This is a genomic window from Paenibacillus sp. ICGEB2008 (genome assembly GCF_000307675.1).
In the GTDB taxonomy this organism is placed as follows: Bacteria; Bacillota; Bacilli; order Paenibacillales; family Paenibacillaceae; genus Paenibacillus; species Paenibacillus polymyxa.
Genome location: NZ_AMQU01000017.1, coordinates 21,207 through 39,292 on the forward strand (window position 1 = coordinate 21,207; position 18,086 = coordinate 39,292).

Genomic DNA, 18,086 nt, shown 5'->3' on the forward strand with positions numbered 1-18,086 from the left:
CACCGCTTCGCTTGCTCGGTTGATCGCATGCGGCAATCCTCTGTCTAGCAGCTGCTCGGCTCCCATGCGTGAAAGACAACAAAGAGCATCGTTCTACGCAAGAGAAGCGCTGCTTCCGGCTCCTCTGCTTCATTATGCTTGCTGCGGACGAGCCGCCCGAAGACGGTCTTTGGTTTAACAATGGGGTTCGGAATTGGATTTGGGGGTTGGACAATGGATGTTCCTCCCATCGATGTAAGGCTTGCTGTAGGGTTCCGGCTGGCCAGCAGGAAGTCGGCCGTACCTCCGGATTCGGCACCGGAGTTGCCTTTGTCGAAGCCTATGTTTAAGGGATATTGATACACTCTATGTACGATTTGTGTATTCCCCCGCCTGGTGTGGATAAGTAAAGATCGGCTGCGGGGTAGTGAGCTTTTCCTGACGATTAGATGTGACGATGGTGCTGCATGAGGCTCAAAGAATGCACCGTATGGCATGAACGGGACAGCCCTTGGATTGGCAGAGAATTCTAGCTTTTCAAAAATGATCACGCGCTTCATCCTCCATCGGAATTGGGATAAGGTTGGATTTGTCCTTTCTGAACCTTCCGACGTCATGGAACAACATATTCTCGGCTGTCATTTTCCACAATTGTCGGTCCCCGCATGCCGGCTTGCTGGGTAGCCAGTGGACTGGTCTCTCGCGCACAGCTTGGATAGGTATAAAAACCATCAAATTCTATTTTCTATCATAATTGGAAAGTTGACCTATGTAGAATTATATCAAAATTTCCAAGAATGTATAGTAAAACTTCAGTTAAATTTGGTCTGTCCAACATAAGATGTTAATATTTTGCCTAAAAAGAGCAATGGAGAAGAACCGCTGGGAATGGTTTGCCATCAATCGAGGAATGCGACACGTGTCGACATTCAGACGGGGTGCCGGCCAATTTGGAAGATCTTCCCTTTATACATTCTCTGCCGGTGCTCCAAATCCTTGCGCTTTGCGATAACTTAACATGATTACCTGACGAATTTCTGGAAGCCTGGCTGGAAACGTGACTGGATGTCAGTTGGATATTCTGCTGGAAAATCCGCGAAAAAGTCCCGCAAGGTATCTTCCGTCAGATAAAAGAGATACCTCCCGATGGGAATCTATTTTCTAAAATAATCATGGATTGTAGAGTAGGCTGTATTAGATGAGTCATATCCACTACCCAATAGCGCTTCGCTATTAAATATTTCACGATTTGCATGCAGTACCCACTTGGTAAACCAAATAATTCATCTTGTTCTCTTGTAACTTTCGCAAAAAATATGCAATAAATTTTATACTTTCTTCTTGTTTTATTGTAAGTAACATATCTGTAGTCATAATGATGGGAAGCTTATTCTTGGGGCCAGTTGGATGTTTAATGCCTAACTTTTGTGCAATATAGAGGGTTTTATCTAGGGGTAATAAAGGAAATTGTTCGCGAATATCAATCACTTGCTCTGACCACTCCATTTGGTAATGATGTGTCAATTCAAAGTGTTTAGACAGATAATGGTGAAGTCGACCACTTTCCCAACCAAGAATTCGAGTAACTATCCCTATTGAAGATACATCACGTACAGTCAACCAAGGTTTATATTCCGAAAAGTGGCCTTGGCCTCTTCCTTCTTTTATTTTCCGTTGAATAGATGCTATAGATCTACTCCTAAGATATATTTTAGGTTTACTTCAAAAGACAAATGTAGAATATAACAACTCACAGCTTTATACAATAGCAAAGTAATATTTTTTAGCTATATTTTACTTTGCATCCTATTCATAGGCTACTCGTAGGGTATGAATAAGCTATAATATGGGCTATTAAGTAGGCATAATTAGTAAGCATATGGGTCGGGTTAAAACCTATTTGATATTCTCAATAGAGGTGAACTCATGAATACTTTGGAACACCAATGTAGAAATTTAAGACTACTCCATAAATGGACACAAGAGGAACTTGCTAATAAAATCGGGGTAACTAAACAGGTTGTTTCTAATTGGGAGCGAAATGTAGCACGGCCTGAAATTAATCATTTAATAATCTTTAGCAAAGGTTTTTGATGTTACAATCGATTATTTACTTTGTATTGCTAATCAAATGACGTTCCCCTACTGTGTGGACTCAATTGATACAATTCATTCGGACCTTAATAACGAGAAAATCATAAAATCCTTTGATCTTTTAGCATTTCTCTTCGGACAATAAAGTTGTGTACAAAAATCCAATATATGTGATTTATATTTTTTATTAAAATTCTAAAAATATGAACGTTAATTCCTTATAAATATGTTGTCCTGTTGTCCGAAGAAAATAAAGTATTAGACTGGTGAGCACTTCATTAAGCCAACTGGCAGAATAGTGAGAGAAAATGAACATTCTTAAAGCGGTGCCACTGAGGGTAGAGGAATAACTGTGTTGCTATTAAAGCTGGATGGATTACTATATGAAATATAAAGGTCAAATAGCCGGGTTCATTGAAAGGCAGCGGTACTCCCACTCAAACGAGTAAGGGTGTACTACTGCCGTTTCTTTTTCAGATTCGTTTTTAGATTCCTGATATTATAGTTGCAAACTTATATAATCAATCTAAGTGAAGCACGGCTTTGCCCGAGAATTTCCGTTCCATAAGATTACGGGCAACGGTGTCAATTTCGGTCCAAGGCGCCTCCACTTGGATACGTGGGATTAACCGCTCATCTGTGACCAGCCGGGCCAGCAAACTCAGATCGTCCGCGGCTGATTGACGAGTGAGTTCCTCACCTAAAAAGAAGCTGTACAAGGTTCTTCCTCCGCTGGTCACCATATTCTTCATATCGATCAATGCGGTATTTGAAGAGGAAAATCCTACCGCAATGCAAATCCCTTGGGGCGCTAGCTGCGGCAGCAACGCCGCCAGTGCATTGCCGCCTACTGAATCGATGATCAGATCGTACGGCCCAAATTTGCTGGCTGATGAAATTGCGGAATATCCAATGATCACTTCGTCGGATCCGACCTCCCGAACAAGCTCAGCCTTCTCTTCCGTGCTTGCCGTACCTACAACGTATGCGCCGGATTGGACTGCAAGCTGATGGGCGAATAGCCCAACTCCGCCGCTAGAGCCTGTAATGAAAATCCGTTTGCCAAGCAGCATGCCGCCTTTTCGAAGTGCATAAAGAGCCGTGAGCCCTGCTACGGGGAGGGTAGCCGCCTCCGTAAAAGTGAGTTTGTCTGGGATTTCGGCCAACAACGATACGGGAGCAGCCACCTGCTCGCTCCAGGCTCCCATCGGGAGCAAACCAACAACCCTAGCCCCTTTTTGCGGTCCTGCGCCGTTCTCTGCCGGCTCGATGACAATCCCGGCGAAATCCCAGCCAGGACGGCTAGATATTTCCTGATTTTTAGCGTCACTCACTTCACCGCGGTTGAGTGAGATGGCCTTCACTTGCATAAGCGCTTCCCATGGCTTAGGCTGCGGGGCGTCAACTTCCTTGAAGGCCAAATGAGACGGGGCATGCGGATCAACAACAATAGTACGAATCATATCGGTTTTCCTCCATGTTGGTTATGGTCATTAGATGACCTTCATTTCAATGAGGAGTATACTTTAAATAAAGGTTCGGCCCAAGTGCAGAACTACACTTCATAAGAGAAGGGAAGAGAAGATGGATATAGATACGGAGAATTCCAGACATAGAATCGTAATGGGAGAAATTGAAGCCCTGCGGATAAAACGCCAGCAAAAGCTTGTCGATCGACCTCAACCCTCCTTGAAACGATTTACTCAACAAGAGCTGAACGACGAGGCTTTTCCTTCGTATAAAAATCTGCTGGTTGGACGTACCCGCCGCATACCGACCCGCCAGACGATAATAAATATTGCAGAATATCTTGAGTGTACATCCGACGAGCGTAACGATTTGCTTTTGGCAGCCGGCTTTCTTCCAATTCAGACCGAATTGTATGGACGGTCGTTGGAGCGTGCATTAGAATGGGCTCAGCAAACGATGAGGAGTATCCCTTTTCCCGCCATGGTCGTAACACATACTCAGGACATCAAGGGATTAAATGAGCCGTTTCATCAATTGTTCGAAATCCCTCTCGACCGTTCATATGACGGTTTAATGAATAGGGTCGATTTACATTTTAATTCTGGTTTTCCTATCCGGTCCCGCTCCACGTTTGACAAGGCGTCGTTTAAGCAGTGGGAGGAGCACATCATAAACGGAATACAAGCCTTTAAGAGTGAGCACATGCTCTCGCGTTATGATGCGTGGTATCAAAAATTGCTGGATAGAGTTCAGAAATATAACGCGTGCGAATATCTGAGTGTGCCGGATGTAGGGGGAAATGTTGATCAAATACAAACAATTCTAGCCAGAATAGAAAGCTCCGGAGACCTTATTCCCGTACGCTACAGACAGGTTTCGATTTCCGCAGGCGGCCGCTTATATCCGCAAATTGAGGTTTTCCTACCGGTAGATTCTGCCGCGCGCACAGTTTTCGAGAACCTGGGATGTCCAGCTGATTGTACATTTGTCTAATCCGATACTTACAAGAAGATGGAATCGAAAAGTTATTGGTAGCTGATAATTCAGAATAGGTGGTTTATTAAACTATTGGGGAACGTTAGTTGAATGACAACAGCGGCAGTCTAAGGCTTTATTTATCAAGTCTTGGTCTGCCGCTGCTTTATATTAATTGTTCAGTCTAAAACTCATTTTTCAAAAGCTGACGATTCTTCAGTTCAAAAACCTCGCTAAATCAACAACTCTAGTCTAATACTTTATTTTCACCGAACACCTGTCATTAACTTTTCTAATATTTCTTTACCATAATATCGATTTCTATTTAAACCAAAGCTGCCGACCTGATTTTAACAAAGCCTGATGACACTTGTTCATCAGGCTTTTGATTTTACTAAAAGTGATTCTTTTATTATGTTTCCTTAATATTTAGCACACAACTTTATTGTTTAGTACATAACTTTATTGTCTGTAGACAGTCGCTTTTTTTGAATTTAATAAAAAACCCGATGATACTTGCTCATCGGGCTTTTTTCAAAAAATCACTTAGAATACATATTATTGATATTTTTCGTTAATATTTAGTACACAACTTTATTGTCCGTAGACAAATGAATTTAGAATTTTACTAGAGCTTATTCTACAGTAACACTTTTCGCCAGGTTACGTGGTTTATCAACATCATGACCTAGTGCAAGCGATGCGTAGTAAGCCAACAGTTGGAGAGCTATAACTGAAATGGCAGCCGACAGAATCGGAAGTGTTTTTGGAATTGCAAATACTTGATCTACGGATTTCAACAGCTCAACAGCATGCTCTTCATACGTGATTGCAAGCACGTCACCGCCACGAGCTTTGACTTCCTTAATGTTGCTCACGGTTTTTTCCAACACGGATTCCTGTGTTACCAAAGCGATAACTGGAATTCCTTCTTCGATCAATGCCAGTGTACCATGCTTCAGTTCACCCGCAGCATATGCCTCGGAATGAATGTAGGAGATTTCCTTAAGTTTCAGGGAACCTTCCTGTACTACAGCATAGTCTTGACCACGACCAATAAAGAATAAGTGCTTGTTGCTAGCAATTTGCTCAGCATAGGCTTTGATCGCATCTGCTTTACCCAACATCTCTTCTACTTGCTCTGGCAGTGATTCCATAGCAGCCAGCACATGAGCTACTTGCTCATCCGTTTGTGTGCCACGTACTTGAGCCAGATACAGACCCAACAGATAAAACGCAATCAACTGGGATGAATACGCTTTGGTGGAGGCTACGGCAATTTCCGGTCCTGCCAGTGTAACCAACACATCATCTGCATCACGGGCGATAGAGCTGCCGACTACATTTGTAATCGCCAGTACATGAGCCCCGTTTGCTTGTGCTTCACGCAGTGCTGCCAATGTATCAGCAGTTTCACCGGATTGACTCACCACGATCACCAATGTCTCTGGTGTTACGATAGGAGAACGGTAGCGGTACTCGGAAGCTACATCGTTTTCTACCGGAATACGAGCCATACTTTCAATAACCGTACGGCCAATCAAACCAGCATTGTAAGCTGTACCACACGCTACAATTTGAATGTTGCGGATATTTTTAATTTGTTCTTCTGTCAGCTTCAGCTCTGGAAGAACAACTTTTTTAGTATCTTTATCGATACGACCCAACATCGTGTCACGGTAAGCCTTAGGCTGTTCGTGAATTTCTTTCAACATGAAATGCTCATAGCCGCCTTTTTCCGCTGTAACAGCATCCCATTCGACATGAATCATTTCCCGAGAAATAAATTGGCCTTCGATTGTCATTAATTCGACAGCATCACTAGTCAGAACAGCCATTTCGCCATCGTTCAAAATAAATACATTGCGTGTATATTTCAGAATAGCCGGAATGTCGGAACCGATAAAGTTCTCGCCTTCTCCCACACCAATAACCAACGGACTGGCTTGACGAACAGCTACCAGCTTATTAGGCTCGTGCTCGGTCAGCACTCCCAGTGCAAAAGCACCACGCATAAAGGTAATTGCTTTTTGTACTGCTTTAACAATATCTCCTTCATACTCACGCGCAACCAGATGGGAAATGATTTCTGTATCCGTTTCGGAAATAAAGGTATGACCTTCGCTGATCAGCTGTTCCTTCAGTTCCAGATAGTTCTCAATAATTCCGTTGTGAACTACAGAGAACTTTTGGCTCTCATCCAAATGCGGATGGGAGTTTTCATCAGAAGGCTTACCGTGCGTTGCCCAACGTGTATGTCCGATGCCTGCATGACCTACCAACGGTGTACCATCCAGTTTAGCTTCCAGGTTCGCCAGACGACCTTTTGCCTTGGCTACTTGCAGTCCTGAATCTGTAAACACGGCAATACCCGCAGAGTCATACCCGCGGTACTCCAGCTTCTTCAGTCCGTCAATCAATACCTCTTGCGTATTCTGATTACCAATATATCCTACAATGCCACACATATTCGTTATCCTCCCGATCATCATTTCACAAAACGACTCATCACAGGACTAACGTGTGCGGTAGATTGTGGAATAAAGTTCATTCATCTATGAAGTTGTCAATGATAACTATAGAATTTACAGGCATCTCTTCACGAATGTAACGAAATTCCCAAACCGCGCACGCCAATGATGATGGCCGCACATTCATGAAATGAATCTTATAATTTAGGTTATAAAATAATTAGGGCATCTACCGGTGCGTTGTGTAAACAGTTGCCTATTCATTTTCCGCTGCCGGTTTACGGGTTGATGCTTCACCGGAAGGTCCCCGCCGAATGTTTCGAACACCTTCACCTCGTCAGCTTGCTTTGTCGTGAACCGATTGCGAGCAACATCATCTCAACGGAATCTATTGCTTCTCCACCAAGTTCCCCCGCACAAAATCAAGCTCTGGCGCTTGTAATACGTTACCTCACAACCCTCGCTTTCTCTATCTGAGTCACAGCATCCCTATATTATATTCAGCAGAGCATCATTTGGCAATGACACTTTATTCATAATTACACCCTAAAGGCATTAAAGCATTAGTGAATAACCGCAAACGCGGTTGCCTGCTTGTGTTTAACAGGCAACCCACGTTTACAAAATTTTAAACTAATTCTTTTTTCACGACATCTACGATCTGTCCGACAAATTGCTCCAGCTCATCCTTATCCGGGCCTTCGGCCATCACACGAATAAGTGACTCTGTACCTGAAGCACGGACCAATACACGCCCATTATCGCCCAATTGTTGTTCCACCTGTTCAATCGCTTCTGCAATCGCAGGGTTCCCCTCGTAATTACGTTTGTCCTGCACACGTACATTTACAAGAACTTGTGGATATTGTTTCATAAGCGATTTTAGTTCGCTCATCTTCTTGCCAGAAGCTTTCAGGGTATCTACCAGTTGAATCCCCGTCAGCATGCCATCGCCTGTCGTATTGTGATCAAGGAAAATAACATGACCAGACTGCTCACCGCCCAGATTAAATCCACCCCGACGCATTTCTTCCATCACATAACGGTCTCCGACCGCAGTTTTTGCAGTCTTGAGAGCTAGCTTTTCAGTAGCTTTATAAAAACCGATATTACTCATTACTGTCGATACAATAGTGCTGTCCTTGAGTTTTCCAGCCCGGTTCATTGCATCTCCGCAAATACAGAGAATGTAGTCTCCATCAACCTCTTCCCCGTTCTCATCAATTGCGATTAGGCGATCGGCATCGCCGTCAAAGGCAAGACCAATGTCCGCTTTCAAGCGGCGCACTTCCTCTTTCAGCTTTTCAGGATGAGTCGAGCCGCAATGATCATTGATATTCAATCCGTTTGGCTCCGCGCCGATCGTATGCACTTCAGCTCCCAAATCCGCAAAAAGCTTCGGCGCCAGCTCATAAGCTGCTCCGTTTGCACAGTCCAATACTATTTTTAGGCCTTCAAAAGAATGACTGATTGTTGTTTTCAAAAACTCCAGATAATCGTAGCGGGAATGCTCGTCTACAACAACCGTGCCCAATCCGCTGCCAATCGGACGAGGCAATTGGTCTTCTTTCGCATCCATGAGCTCTTCAATTTTCAATTCCGTTTCATCGGTTAATTTAAACCCATCGCCGCCAAAAAACTTAATCCCGTTGTCCTCAACAGGATTGTGAGATGCTGAGATCATGACACCAGCGTCCGCTTTCAATTGCCGTGTGAGATATGCCACCCCAGGCGTCGAAACAATACCTAGGCGAACCACATTAGCCCCAATAGACAACAAGCCGGCTACCAGTGCCGATTCCAACATCAGTCCAGATATCCGTGTATCCATACCAATAACAACTGTCGGTTTCTCTACATTACCTGCTAAAACATATCCGCCGCAGCGGCCAATGCTATATGCCAGTTCGGCTGTTAGTTCCTGATTAGCAACGCCTCGTACACCATCTGTACCAAAATATTTCCCCATGTAAAATGACTCCCTTTTTTTGTCTAATAATCTTGATCATTTACTACAGATAAAACATGTTATGGCTGACCGTTCTCCGAGGTTCCATTCGCAGAAGATTCTGCGCCGTTATGAGGACTTGTTTTATCCTCCGCAGCTGCGTTGTCCCCGGTATTTGCGTCAGAGTTGCCACCTTGATTGCCTTGCCCCTCCTGTGGCCTCTCCTGCCCCTTATCACCACTACCAGAGGGGTTTGATTCATTCTCACTATTCGGATTCGTTACAGCAGGCGTAGAAGGGCTCTCAATGTTTACCGTTGCCTTTAGTTGGCCGGCATTCCCGGCTTGCGTAATGTATTTAGGCAAGCCTACTTTTAGGGTAACCTCGTGTTGACCAGCCGCGAGGCCACTTACATTTGCCACCAAACTAACGTCATCATTGGTTAAATTGTTTACCAAATCCTGCGGGCCCTTCACAGTAACATCCATCGTCTTGCCTGCGGGTGCTATAATAGTCGCGTTAGCTCCATCTCCTGCACCTTGTAAAACGATTGGGATGCCTGACAGCGTCCGTTCCGTATCTGTAACTTCATTGGAAGGAACGACGGTCACCTGAATTTGTATTAACCCTGGCTCGATTTTATCAGAACCTGAGGGAGCTGCCAAATTAGCTTGAACTGTACGGGTCCCCGCTTCCGTAAATTGACTCAGATCGAGTGTAACCGTGACATAAGAGCTCAGGCTGCTTAATACACCCTGTGATGCATATACCGCCGCTTCCTTCACGTTTGCGTTTACTTTAGAAAGCGCCAATCCGTCTGGTAGCTCTCCGGAATAGACTATCTTGACAGGCACAGACTTCGCCTGCTGAGTGACCGGGATTTCAACTGACACAGTGGATGGCTCAATGACCGCACCTGTGAGTTCCTGCCCCTTTTTGTTATAGGCCTTCAGCTTTACCCGTTTCTGTTCAAACTTTTCTGAGATGCCATCCGTGTTAACAGCCCCTTGCACCGCAGTAACGGTATTCAGCTGGCTTTTGGGTAAAGTAACCTTTACTGTTTGAGGAGCAATCACAGGCTTACCGAGCTGTAGCCCCGCATCTGGACTACCCTTAGGTACTATAGATACATTAAATGATTTCGTTTGTTTTTCCTCAATTGTTACTGTAACACGGTTAGGAGTCATGGATACCAATTCCACCCCATCCGGTAAATCCGGTTCAAGTGACAATGTTTTAGTGCCTGCTCCTAAGCCGCTTAAGTTTAATTTTGCCTGATAATTATCCGCGAAAAAAGTAGTCAGGACAGAGCGCTGTCCTCTGACCTCCATCTTTACATGATCAGTGTCCATCGTAGACAGCACATATTTTGAATCATCCAGACCACTGGCCTGAATGGCCACATTATCAATTATTTTATTATTGTAGGAAACGGTCAATGTAGACGAAGGAGTACCTGTATCCAGATGAACCATTCCCCACAGCATTATAGCAACCGCAAGCGCCAATATCTTGGAAATCGTATTATTGTTAATCCATTTGTCCATCATGAATTTCCACGGCCTCCCCTCCGATTCCAGAATGAGCCGCGTTTTTCCTTCAAAGACGGTGTTGGCCGCAACTCCTCATACAGCTTGGAGATTAGGGATTCTTCCTTAATGTCACGCACGACCTGACCATTGATGGCCAACGAAATTTGCCCTGTTTCCTCCGATACCACGACAGTTACGGCATCCGTTACCTCACTCACCCCAATTGCAGCCCGATGACGGGTTCCCAACTCCTTGCTAATGAAGGGATTTTCCGATAATGGCAAATAGCAGGCCGCAGAGGCAATCTGTTTATTTTGTATAATCACCGCACCATCATGCAAAGGCGTATTGGGAATAAAGATGTTAATTAGCAGTTCAGAACTAACTACGGCCTGTGTCTTGATACCAGACTCCGTATATTCGTTCAGTCCTGTCTCGCGCTCGAATACGACCAATGCTCCTATTTTTCTACGTGATAAATAATTCAGCGCCTTAATCATTTCTCCAATTAACTTATTGATCTCTTCATCATCTACTGACGAACGCCCAAATAGTTTACCACGCCCCAACTGCTCTAGAGCACGACGTAACTCAGGCTGAAAAATAATAAAAATAGCCACTACACCAAAGGTGAACATCTGATTCATCAACCACTTGAGCGTGTACAAATCAAACCAGGTACTAACCGCCCAAATAACGACCAGGAACAGAATCCCTTTTAACAATTGAACTGCTCGCGTTCCGCGAACAAGTAAAATAAGCTGATACATAATATAGGTTACGATTAAAATGTCGATAATATCTTTAATGGACTCTTTCCAAGTCAGGTCCGCAAAATAATCCAACATGCGCATGCCCCCGCAATTTTCTGTAGTGAGTGGGTGTAATATGTACACAGTATGCTCTCTCTATCTAGGTTATAACGATCAGGCTCGCGTTGCAAGCTGTGCGACAAAAGAATCGCCAAAATCAGTAAAATACAGTACAATTCGCCAGACCTAGATACAAAAAAACGCCTTTTCCAGCGGAAAAAGGCGCTCGATATCGTTCTTGCCATTTCAAGCTTCTTTTATGGAGAAGACGGTCCCCCGAACAAATCGGTAACCTTGTACCAAATCCAGTCCAAGGTTTGATCGATACTTTTAACCTGTCCTGCAATATGGGCGGTTGAAGCTTGATAGTACGAGCCGTCAATCACAGTAAGATTTCCTTCTACATCACCGTATACACGTGCCTCACCATTCTGTACTGTTAAATCTCCGGCAATGGATTTCCCTTCAGGTACAATTACAGTATCGCCCTGAATAACAACTTGATCTAGATTGCTTCCTTTGACTACTAATTGATGGTCCGTGCTAGAAAAGCTGGCCATACTTGAGCATATCACAATAAGGAAGAAGGCGGCGGCTGTTACAGCGGGATGCCTCTTCACCCAAGCTAGCATAGGCACCGCAGGCTGTCGTTTATGCGGCGGCAAAGCATTCATAATGCGAAATGTCAGCTCATCCGATACACACGGCACTTGATGATAGCGTGTACCGTAAAGCATCGCATCCGTCCGCTCCAGCTCTTTAAAACGCATGCGGCATTCCGGGCAGACTAACAAGTGTTGTTCCAACTCATGTTTGTCCTGCTCAGACAGGTCGCCATCTAGATAGTCATGCATAAAAGAGACGGCTTGTTTGCAATCCATATGAGCCAATCCTTTCTAATATTCTTCCGTGTTTCTCAACATAACATGCTCCGGCTTAGAAACTTTGCTCATCTTACATACGTTACAACGAACATTATGTTTCATAAAAACATCTACGCAGGCTCTTTTCCTAGAATGTATGCACAGCATTTATAGCTTGTGCTCCAGTTTTTTGCGTAGAAAATCCCGTCCCCTGTGTACTCTTGTCTTAATTGTGGTAACTGGGAGATTGAGCACATCGCTAATTTCCTGTAAGGAAAGCTCCTGCAAATATCGTAGAACCATAATCGTCTTGTATTTATCCGGAAGGCTGTCAATGGCGTCATGAATTAAAGCTTGCGTTTCCGACAACAGCGTACTCCCTTCAGGGGTAAGCTCTTCACTAGCAAGCATGGCGTACCCATCAACACCTTCTTGATCATTCATTTCAGCATCAAGTGAGTATGTAGGTTTTCTCCTTCGTAGACGATCAATGCACAGATTTGTAGCAATCCGATAAATCCAGGTTGAGAACTTCTGTCCATGGTCATACTTTTCCAGGTTACGATACACACGCAAAAAAGTTTCCTGCACCAAATCCTCCGCCTCATGACGATTACCTAGCATCCGGTAGGAAAGATGAAAAATCCGATCTTTATATAACTCGACTAACTCCGCAAAAGCTCGCTGATCACCTTTCTGCACCAGCCTAACCAAGCGGCTTTCCATATTATCCACTCTATACTCCCCCAGACTTGCTGATGGGTTACTTATTATATGTTTATGATTATTCATCGTAGTTTAATTTTATCCAGAAATCAACTGAAGTGTGGACACAAGTAACAAACTCGCACTTCATTACTATAAACACAGCACAATCGGGCACTCCATGAGTACCCGATTGCCTGTATCATACGGCCAAACTATATCAGCCTGTGTTTCTCAAGCCTGCGGCAATTCCGTTAATCGTCAATAGTACCTCACGCAGCATTTCAGCGTCATCACCGTTCTGATTACGCAGCTCGCGTAGCTCACTCAGCAATTGAACCTGCAAATAACTTAACGGATCGACATAAGGATTACGCAACCGGATAGATTCCTGAATAACAGGTACATCGTCCAAAATCTCAGATTGTCCGGTTATTTTCAAAATCAATTCAGATGTCAGCTTGAACTCTGCAGAAATCTGCCCGAATATACGTTGCCGTGCTTCTTCGTTATCCGACATCCCAGCATACTCCTCTGCAATCAGCAAATCCGCTTTAGCGATTGCCATTTGGAGTGTATCAATAAGCGACCGGAAGAAGGCAGAGTCTCTAAACATCGTTTGCAGCACTTTAAGGTTATCTTCATTGTTTTGATAGTAGCTTTGCAAACCTGTTCCTGCCGCATACCAAGCAGGTAGCAAGTAACGACTTTGTGTCCACGCAAAGACCCATGGAATAGCGCGCAAATCCTCAAAACGTTCACTGTTCTTACGCTTGGACGGACGAGAGCCAATATTCAGCTCGCCTACCTCAGGCAACGGTGTAGATTCTTTAAAGAAAGTGAAGAAATCTGGATCTCGGAAAATCAAATCCTGATACTTCTCCAGTGATACTTCGGAAATATGGGCAATAATCTCCTCCCAGCTTTCCTCGAACACTTCTTTCTTTCCTGAGCGATGATACGCAGCAGCCGTAATTAACGCTGATGTCGCCTGCTCCAAGCTCCGATATGCAATCCCCTTGAGCGAGTAGCGGGATGATAGCACTTCGCCTTGCTCCGTAATCTTAATTCCTCCACCAATGGTATGAGGAGGCTGAGCTAGAATACTGCGGTTAAGTGGCATTCCTCCGCGCCCCAGCGCTCCTCCACGTCCGTGGAAAAACTTCACTTTTGCGCCATACTCGTTCACTACTTCCGTAATGCTATTCATAGCGACCCGAAGTTCCCAGTTCGCTGTAACCACACCGCCATCCTTATTACTATCCGAGTAGCCAAGCATGATCTCCTGAAGTTCATCCATCGCGGCTACAGATTGTCGATATACAGGCAGGTTCATCAATCTTCTCATAATATCAGGTGCAGCATGCAAATCATCTATCGTTTCAAACAAAGGAACGGATTGCAGCGTACTAATGACAGTGCCATCCTTCTCAATGCGGAACAGGCCTACCTCTTTGGCTAATACCATAACCTCAAGCAAATCACTGGCACCCTGAGTCATACTGATCAAGTAGCTTGTAATGGATTGTTTGCCAAATTCCTCCTGTGCCAAATAAATCGTACGATATACATCAAGACATTCCTGTGTGCTATCGCTATATTTCAAATATGGCGAAGTAATCGGACGGGGTTCATTTAGCAGCTGTTCCAGCAGATCTATTTTTTCTTCCTCTGACAGCTTACTGTAATCTGACACAATATTCATTTTAGAAAGAATTTCAGTCATCGCATTTTCATGCTCCTGACTGTGCTGACGTACATCCAGCGTAGCTGTATGAAAGCCGAATAGCTCTACCTGACGAATCATCTTTTGAATATACGTGTCTGCCACATAATCAGCAAAATGATGACGCAGGCTGCTGGCAATCACATTCAGATCTGCAATAAGCTCTTCTGCGGAGCTATAGCGTTCCTTAGTACCCTGTTTGCTCTCATCCAAAACGTTATTCACCTTAGCAATCATATATGCTAGTTTGATGCGATAAGGCTCTTTTTCGTTATGCCATACTTCCATTTTTTTAAGTGTGATGTGGGCGCGATCTTCTTCAATAGAAGCCAACAAATCATCAGAAACTCGCACAATGCTGGTACTAAAGCTCAAGTAACCCATGAGTTCCTTCAGCGTGTGCTGATACTCTCTCAAAGCCAGCTTGCGTTGCATACACAACGTTTCCCAAGTCACATGAGCTGTAACAGATGGATTCCCGTCCCGGTCTCCACCGATCCAAGAACCAAATCTCAAATAAGTTGGAATGTGCCATTTTTGCTCAGGATAATATTTATCCAAACATCGCTCCAATTCTTGGTATACATCTGGCAATACATGAAACAAGGTCTCATGAAAATAATACATTCCATTTCTTACTTCATCTAATACAGTTGGCTTTCGATCACGCAGTTCATCCGTCTGCCACAGTGTAATTACTTCATTAAGCAGATTTTCCCGTACCTGTTCTCGCTCACGCAAGGTAAGCATCGGATTATCCAGCAGCATGACGTCTTCAGAAATACGTTTGTGGATATCCAGAATTACTCGTCGTGTTGCTTCTGTAGGATGTGCAGTCATGACCAGCTCCAAGGAGAGTTCATTCAGCATGTTGCTAACGTCCTCAGCGGAGAAGCCTCCTTGTTTAAGCTCCTGAACGGAACTTTCGATAGAACCGGGTTGAACCTCTTCACCAGCGGAATGCTCATAATCCCGCTTACGACGAATACGATGGTTTTGCTCAGCGATATTCACCAACTGAAAGTAAATCGCAAACGCGCGAATAACCTGGTGACGAATATCCGTATCCAGTCCACTGACCATTTGTTTAAAATTCTCGTATAACTCCGGCTGATACCCGGCACGTAACGATTTACTTGCCTCACGTATTTTCTCCACGATATCCAAAAGTTCGTTGCCACCTTGATGAACCAAAACCTCACCAAGAATATTTCCTAGAAAACGAACGTCCCGCCGCAGCAGATTGTTGGATTGGTTTTTGTTAGCGGTTAACGTAAGCTCAGTCATGCTTTTCCCCCCATCTGATCTGTTCCACACCATATTCAGTTGTAGCAAAGGTACGTATACACACGAAATTTGACACTTTCTTAACATCATACAATAAAAACGTATGAAAAGCTGCAAAATTTACAGGAAAAAATCATGCTTTTGAAATACTTTTTTGGAGAATATATTGGTCACTTATACATAAAAATGAAATTAATAAATAAAACTGATTTTAGACGCTAAAAATGCGCGAAACATTATGCACAGTCTCTTTTAAAAAGCGTGTTTCCAAAGGTACAAATTCTTGTGTCATGATGTGTATATGTTTATTATTTGTTGACAAAGTGAAATTCATTGCGCTCTATCCACAAAGATATACACAAAGAAGCCATAATCTCAGTATTCTAAATCTGTTTACTCATTAATCCCTACGTGTTACCCACATATATAAAGAAGAGTGTGTAGAACAAAAGGAGCAGGTGTAAAGTTATCCCCATGAATTTCGTAACATAATAATTATAGGATTCCTATTTTCAATGGATTTGATCACGAATTTAGCCTTACTACAGGAAAAAGGGGGCCGTAAGAGGGGAAATTCGGGTCTAGGTGATAAATGCCTATGTAGGATATGCACAAGTCATCCCCAACCGTGCATGACAAGAGACATCATTTAATGGTCTATATACATAGAAGTTAATATATTGTGGACAAAATAAAAAGAAGCCTTTCGGCTTCTAGGTAATCGGTAAGCGGGTGATGGGAATCGAACCCACGCTATCAGCTTGGAAGGCTGAAGTTCTACCATTGAACTACACCCGCAAATCAGTATCGGGATGACACGATTTGAACATGCGACCCCCTGGTCCCAAACCAGGTGCTCTACCAAGCTGAGCTACATCCCGATATTATATTTTTTTAAAAATATGGCGCGCCCTGAGAGATTCGAACTCCCGGCCTTTTGATTCGTAGTCAAACGCTCTATCCAGCTGAGCTAAGGGCGCAAATATGGAGCGGACGACGGGAATCGAACCCGCGACCCTCGCCTTGGCAAGGCGATGCTCTACCGCTGAGCCACGTCCGCAAAAACAAGATGCGCGTGGAGGGACTTGAACCCCCACGTCAAAGACGCTAGATCCTAAGTCTAGTGCGTCTGCCAATTCCGCCACACGCGCATACAATGATAATGGTGAGCCATGAAGGACTCGAACCTTCGACACCCTGATTAAAAGTCAGGTGCTCTACCAACTGAGCTAATGGCTCTTAATGGCTGGGGATATAGGATTTGAACCTATGCATGACGGAGTCAAAGTCCGTTGCCTTACCGCTTGGCTAATCCCCATTATGTAATCAACAGGGCGATTAATGGGACTTGCACCCACAAATGCCATAGCCACAATTCAGTACGTTAACCCATTCGTCACGACCACCATGGCAATAAAACTGGTGGAGGATGATGGATTCGAACCACCGAACCCGTAAGGGAGCAGATTTACAGTCTGATGCGTTTGGCCACTTCGCTAATCCTCCAAAATGGTGCCGGCGAGAGGACTTGAACCCCCAACCTACTGATTACAAGTCAGTTGCTCTACCAGTTGAGCTACACCGGCATATTAAATTAAATGGCGGAACTGACGGGATTCGAACCCGCGATCTCCTGCGTGACAGGCAGGCATGTTAGGCCTCTACACCACAGTTCCAGAGGCATTTCCAACAGGAAGTTAATTGCGGGGGCAGGATTTGAACCTACGACCTTCGGGTTATGAGCCCGACGAGCTACCGAACTGCTCCACCCCGCGACATCAAAGATATTTCTTAATACTATTAATGGTGGAGGCTGAGGGGATCGAACCCCCGACCCTCTGCTTGTAAGGCAGATGCTCTCCCAGCTGAGCTAAGCCTCCATACTACTATGACCCGTAGGGGATTCGAACCCCTGTTACCTCCGTGAAAGGGAGGTGTCTTAACCCCTTGACCAACGGGCCACATATCTATTATAAGAGCTGGCGGAGAGAGAGGGATTCGAACCCTCGAGACGCTTTTGGCGCCTACACGATTTCCAATCGTGCTCCTTCGGCCAACTCGGACACCTCTCCATATGGCTCCCCGAACAGGACTCGAACCTGTGACAACTCGATTAACAGTCGAGTGCTCTACCAACTGAGCTATCAGGGAATATTGGTGGAGCCAAGGGGGATCGAACCCCTGACCTCCTGCGTGCAAGGCAGGCGCTCTCCCAGCTGAGCTA

At 44.5% G+C, this 18,086-nt stretch carries 12 protein-coding genes and 15 tRNA genes; 2 read left to right on the top strand and 25 right to left on the bottom strand.

Features of this window, described 5'->3' with window-relative positions; all coding sequences use genetic code 11:
* Window positions 1-44 precede the first annotated feature (44 nt).
* Both C400_RS0117465 and C400_RS28030 read right to left on the bottom strand, forming a co-directional pair.
* Window positions 45-539 (bottom strand): hypothetical protein, encoded by a 495-nt coding sequence (locus C400_RS0117465; protein ID WP_128574147.1) that lies wholly within the window; start codon window positions 537-539, stop codon window positions 45-47.
* Between the two features lie 682 nt (window positions 540-1,221).
* Window positions 1,222-1,599, bottom strand: coding sequence for a TnsA endonuclease N-terminal domain-containing protein (locus C400_RS28030; protein ID WP_231124980.1), 378 nt, complete (start codon window positions 1,597-1,599; stop codon window positions 1,222-1,224).
* Window positions 1,600-1,905: 306 nt separating this feature from the next.
* Between C400_RS28030 and C400_RS26940 the strand changes: the two genes are divergently transcribed.
* Window positions 1,906-2,073, top strand: coding sequence for a helix-turn-helix domain-containing protein (locus C400_RS26940; protein WP_017427763.1), 168 nt, complete (start codon window positions 1,906-1,908; stop codon window positions 2,071-2,073).
* A 521-nt stretch (window positions 2,074-2,594) separates the two neighbouring features.
* On the opposite strand, the gene C400_RS0117485 is transcribed toward C400_RS26940, so the two are convergent.
* A complete protein-coding gene (locus tag C400_RS0117485; RefSeq protein ID WP_017427764.1) occupies window positions 2,595-3,536 on the bottom strand; it encodes a zinc-binding dehydrogenase in 942 nt (313 codons plus the stop codon).
* Between the two features lie 121 nt (window positions 3,537-3,657).
* Here C400_RS0117485 and C400_RS0117490 point away from each other — a divergent pair, with 121 nt between their 5' ends.
* Complete coding sequence (locus C400_RS0117490) at window positions 3,658-4,536, top strand: hypothetical protein (RefSeq protein ID WP_016818710.1); 879 nt, start codon at window positions 3,658-3,660, stop codon at window positions 4,534-4,536.
* Window positions 4,537-5,153: 617 nt separating this feature from the next.
* On the opposite strand, the gene glmS is transcribed toward C400_RS0117490, so the two are convergent.
* The 22 genes from glmS to C400_RS0117600 all read right to left on the bottom strand — a co-directional run bounded on the left by glmS (window position 5,154) and on the right by C400_RS0117600 (window position 18,013).
* Window positions 5,154-6,986 (bottom strand): glutamine--fructose-6-phosphate transaminase (isomerizing), encoded by a 1,833-nt coding sequence (glmS, locus tag C400_RS0117495; protein ID WP_016818743.1) that lies wholly within the window; start codon window positions 6,984-6,986, stop codon window positions 5,154-5,156.
* Between the two features lie 631 nt (window positions 6,987-7,617).
* Complete coding sequence (gene glmM, locus C400_RS0117500) at window positions 7,618-8,958, bottom strand: phosphoglucosamine mutase (protein WP_017427765.1); 1,341 nt, start codon at window positions 8,956-8,958, stop codon at window positions 7,618-7,620.
* A gap of 59 nt (window positions 8,959-9,017) precedes the next feature.
* Window positions 9,018-10,487, bottom strand: a complete 1,470-nt coding sequence (locus C400_RS0117505; protein ID WP_017427766.1) for a CdaR family protein — start codon at window positions 10,485-10,487, stop codon at window positions 9,018-9,020.
* On the bottom strand, window positions 10,484-11,317 hold the full coding sequence (cdaA, locus tag C400_RS0117510) for a diadenylate cyclase CdaA (protein WP_013373237.1): 834 nt from the start codon (window positions 11,315-11,317) through the stop codon (window positions 10,484-10,486). The genes C400_RS0117505 and cdaA overlap by 4 nt, the downstream gene beginning before the upstream one ends.
* 221 nt (window positions 11,318-11,538) lie before the next feature.
* Complete coding sequence (locus tag C400_RS0117515) at window positions 11,539-12,162, bottom strand: anti-sigma factor (RefSeq protein WP_017427767.1); 624 nt, start codon at window positions 12,160-12,162, stop codon at window positions 11,539-11,541.
* A gap of 150 nt (window positions 12,163-12,312) precedes the next feature.
* Window positions 12,313-12,879 (bottom strand): RNA polymerase sigma factor SigW, encoded by a 567-nt coding sequence (sigW, locus tag C400_RS0117520; RefSeq protein WP_013373239.1) that lies wholly within the window; start codon window positions 12,877-12,879, stop codon window positions 12,313-12,315.
* Between the two features lie 190 nt (window positions 12,880-13,069).
* On the bottom strand, window positions 13,070-15,862 hold the full coding sequence (gene ppc, locus C400_RS0117525; RefSeq protein ID WP_017427768.1) for a phosphoenolpyruvate carboxylase: 2,793 nt from the start codon (window positions 15,860-15,862) through the stop codon (window positions 13,070-13,072).
* 727 nt (window positions 15,863-16,589) lie between these two features.
* Window positions 16,590-16,660 (bottom strand) — tRNA-Gly (locus C400_RS0117530).
* Between the two features lie 9 nt (window positions 16,661-16,669).
* Window positions 16,670-16,743 (bottom strand) — tRNA-Pro (locus C400_RS0117535).
* Between the two features lie 22 nt (window positions 16,744-16,765).
* A tRNA-Arg gene (locus C400_RS0117540) sits at window positions 16,766-16,842 on the bottom strand.
* Window positions 16,843-16,847: 5 nt separating this feature from the next.
* Window positions 16,848-16,922: transfer RNA gene (locus C400_RS0117545), tRNA-Gly, on the bottom strand.
* Window positions 16,923-16,932: 10 nt separating this feature from the next.
* Window positions 16,933-17,013: transfer RNA gene (locus C400_RS0117550), tRNA-Leu, on the bottom strand.
* Window positions 17,014-17,025: 12 nt separating this feature from the next.
* Window positions 17,026-17,101: transfer RNA gene (locus C400_RS0117555), tRNA-Lys, on the bottom strand.
* A 4-nt stretch (window positions 17,102-17,105) separates the two neighbouring features.
* Window positions 17,106-17,180 (bottom strand) — tRNA-Gln (locus C400_RS0117560).
* Between the two features lie 102 nt (window positions 17,181-17,282).
* Window positions 17,283-17,368, bottom strand: a tRNA-Tyr gene (locus C400_RS0117565).
* A 4-nt stretch (window positions 17,369-17,372) separates the two neighbouring features.
* Window positions 17,373-17,448, bottom strand: a tRNA-Thr gene (locus C400_RS0117570).
* Between the two features lie 13 nt (window positions 17,449-17,461).
* Window positions 17,462-17,538, bottom strand: a tRNA-Asp gene (locus C400_RS0117575).
* 25 nt (window positions 17,539-17,563) lie between these two features.
* A tRNA-Met gene (locus C400_RS0117580) sits at window positions 17,564-17,637 on the bottom strand.
* 29 nt (window positions 17,638-17,666) lie between these two features.
* A tRNA-Val gene (locus C400_RS0117585) sits at window positions 17,667-17,742 on the bottom strand.
* Window positions 17,743-17,751: 9 nt separating this feature from the next.
* A tRNA-Glu gene (locus C400_RS0117590) sits at window positions 17,752-17,823 on the bottom strand.
* A 19-nt stretch (window positions 17,824-17,842) separates the two neighbouring features.
* Window positions 17,843-17,934, bottom strand: a tRNA-Ser gene (locus C400_RS0117595).
* Window positions 17,935-17,937: 3 nt separating this feature from the next.
* Window positions 17,938-18,013: transfer RNA gene (locus C400_RS0117600), tRNA-Asn, on the bottom strand.
* Window positions 18,014-18,086: the final 73 nt, after the last annotated feature.

What these genes read in the sequence shown, in the direction of transcription:
- C400_RS0117465 (WP_128574147.1), bottom strand. Translation starts at nt 539, where the DNA reads ATGAAGCGCGTGATCATTTTTGAAAAGCTAGAATTCTCTGCCAATCCA.
- C400_RS26940 (WP_017427763.1), top strand. Translation starts at nt 1,906, where the DNA reads ATGAATACTTTGGAACACCAATGTAGAAATTTAAGACTACTCCATAAA.
- C400_RS0117485 (WP_017427764.1), bottom strand. Translation starts at nt 3,536, where the DNA reads ATGATTCGTACTATTGTTGTTGATCCGCATGCCCCGTCTCATTTGGCC.
- C400_RS0117490 (WP_016818710.1), top strand. Translation starts at nt 3,658, where the DNA reads ATGGATATAGATACGGAGAATTCCAGACATAGAATCGTAATGGGAGAA.
- glmS (WP_016818743.1), bottom strand. Translation starts at nt 6,986, where the DNA reads ATGTGTGGCATTGTAGGATATATTGGTAATCAGAATACGCAAGAGGTA.
- glmM (WP_017427765.1), bottom strand. Translation starts at nt 8,958, where the DNA reads ATGGGGAAATATTTTGGTACAGATGGTGTACGAGGCGTTGCTAATCAG.
- C400_RS0117505 (WP_017427766.1), bottom strand. Translation starts at nt 10,487, where the DNA reads ATGATGGACAAATGGATTAACAATAATACGATTTCCAAGATATTGGCG.
- cdaA (WP_013373237.1), bottom strand. Translation starts at nt 11,317, where the DNA reads ATGTTGGATTATTTTGCGGACCTGACTTGGAAAGAGTCCATTAAAGAT.
- C400_RS0117515 (WP_017427767.1), bottom strand. Translation starts at nt 12,162, where the DNA reads ATGGATTGCAAACAAGCCGTCTCTTTTATGCATGACTATCTAGATGGC.
- ppc (WP_017427768.1), bottom strand. Translation starts at nt 15,862, where the DNA reads ATGACTGAGCTTACGTTAACCGCTAACAAAAACCAATCCAACAATCTG.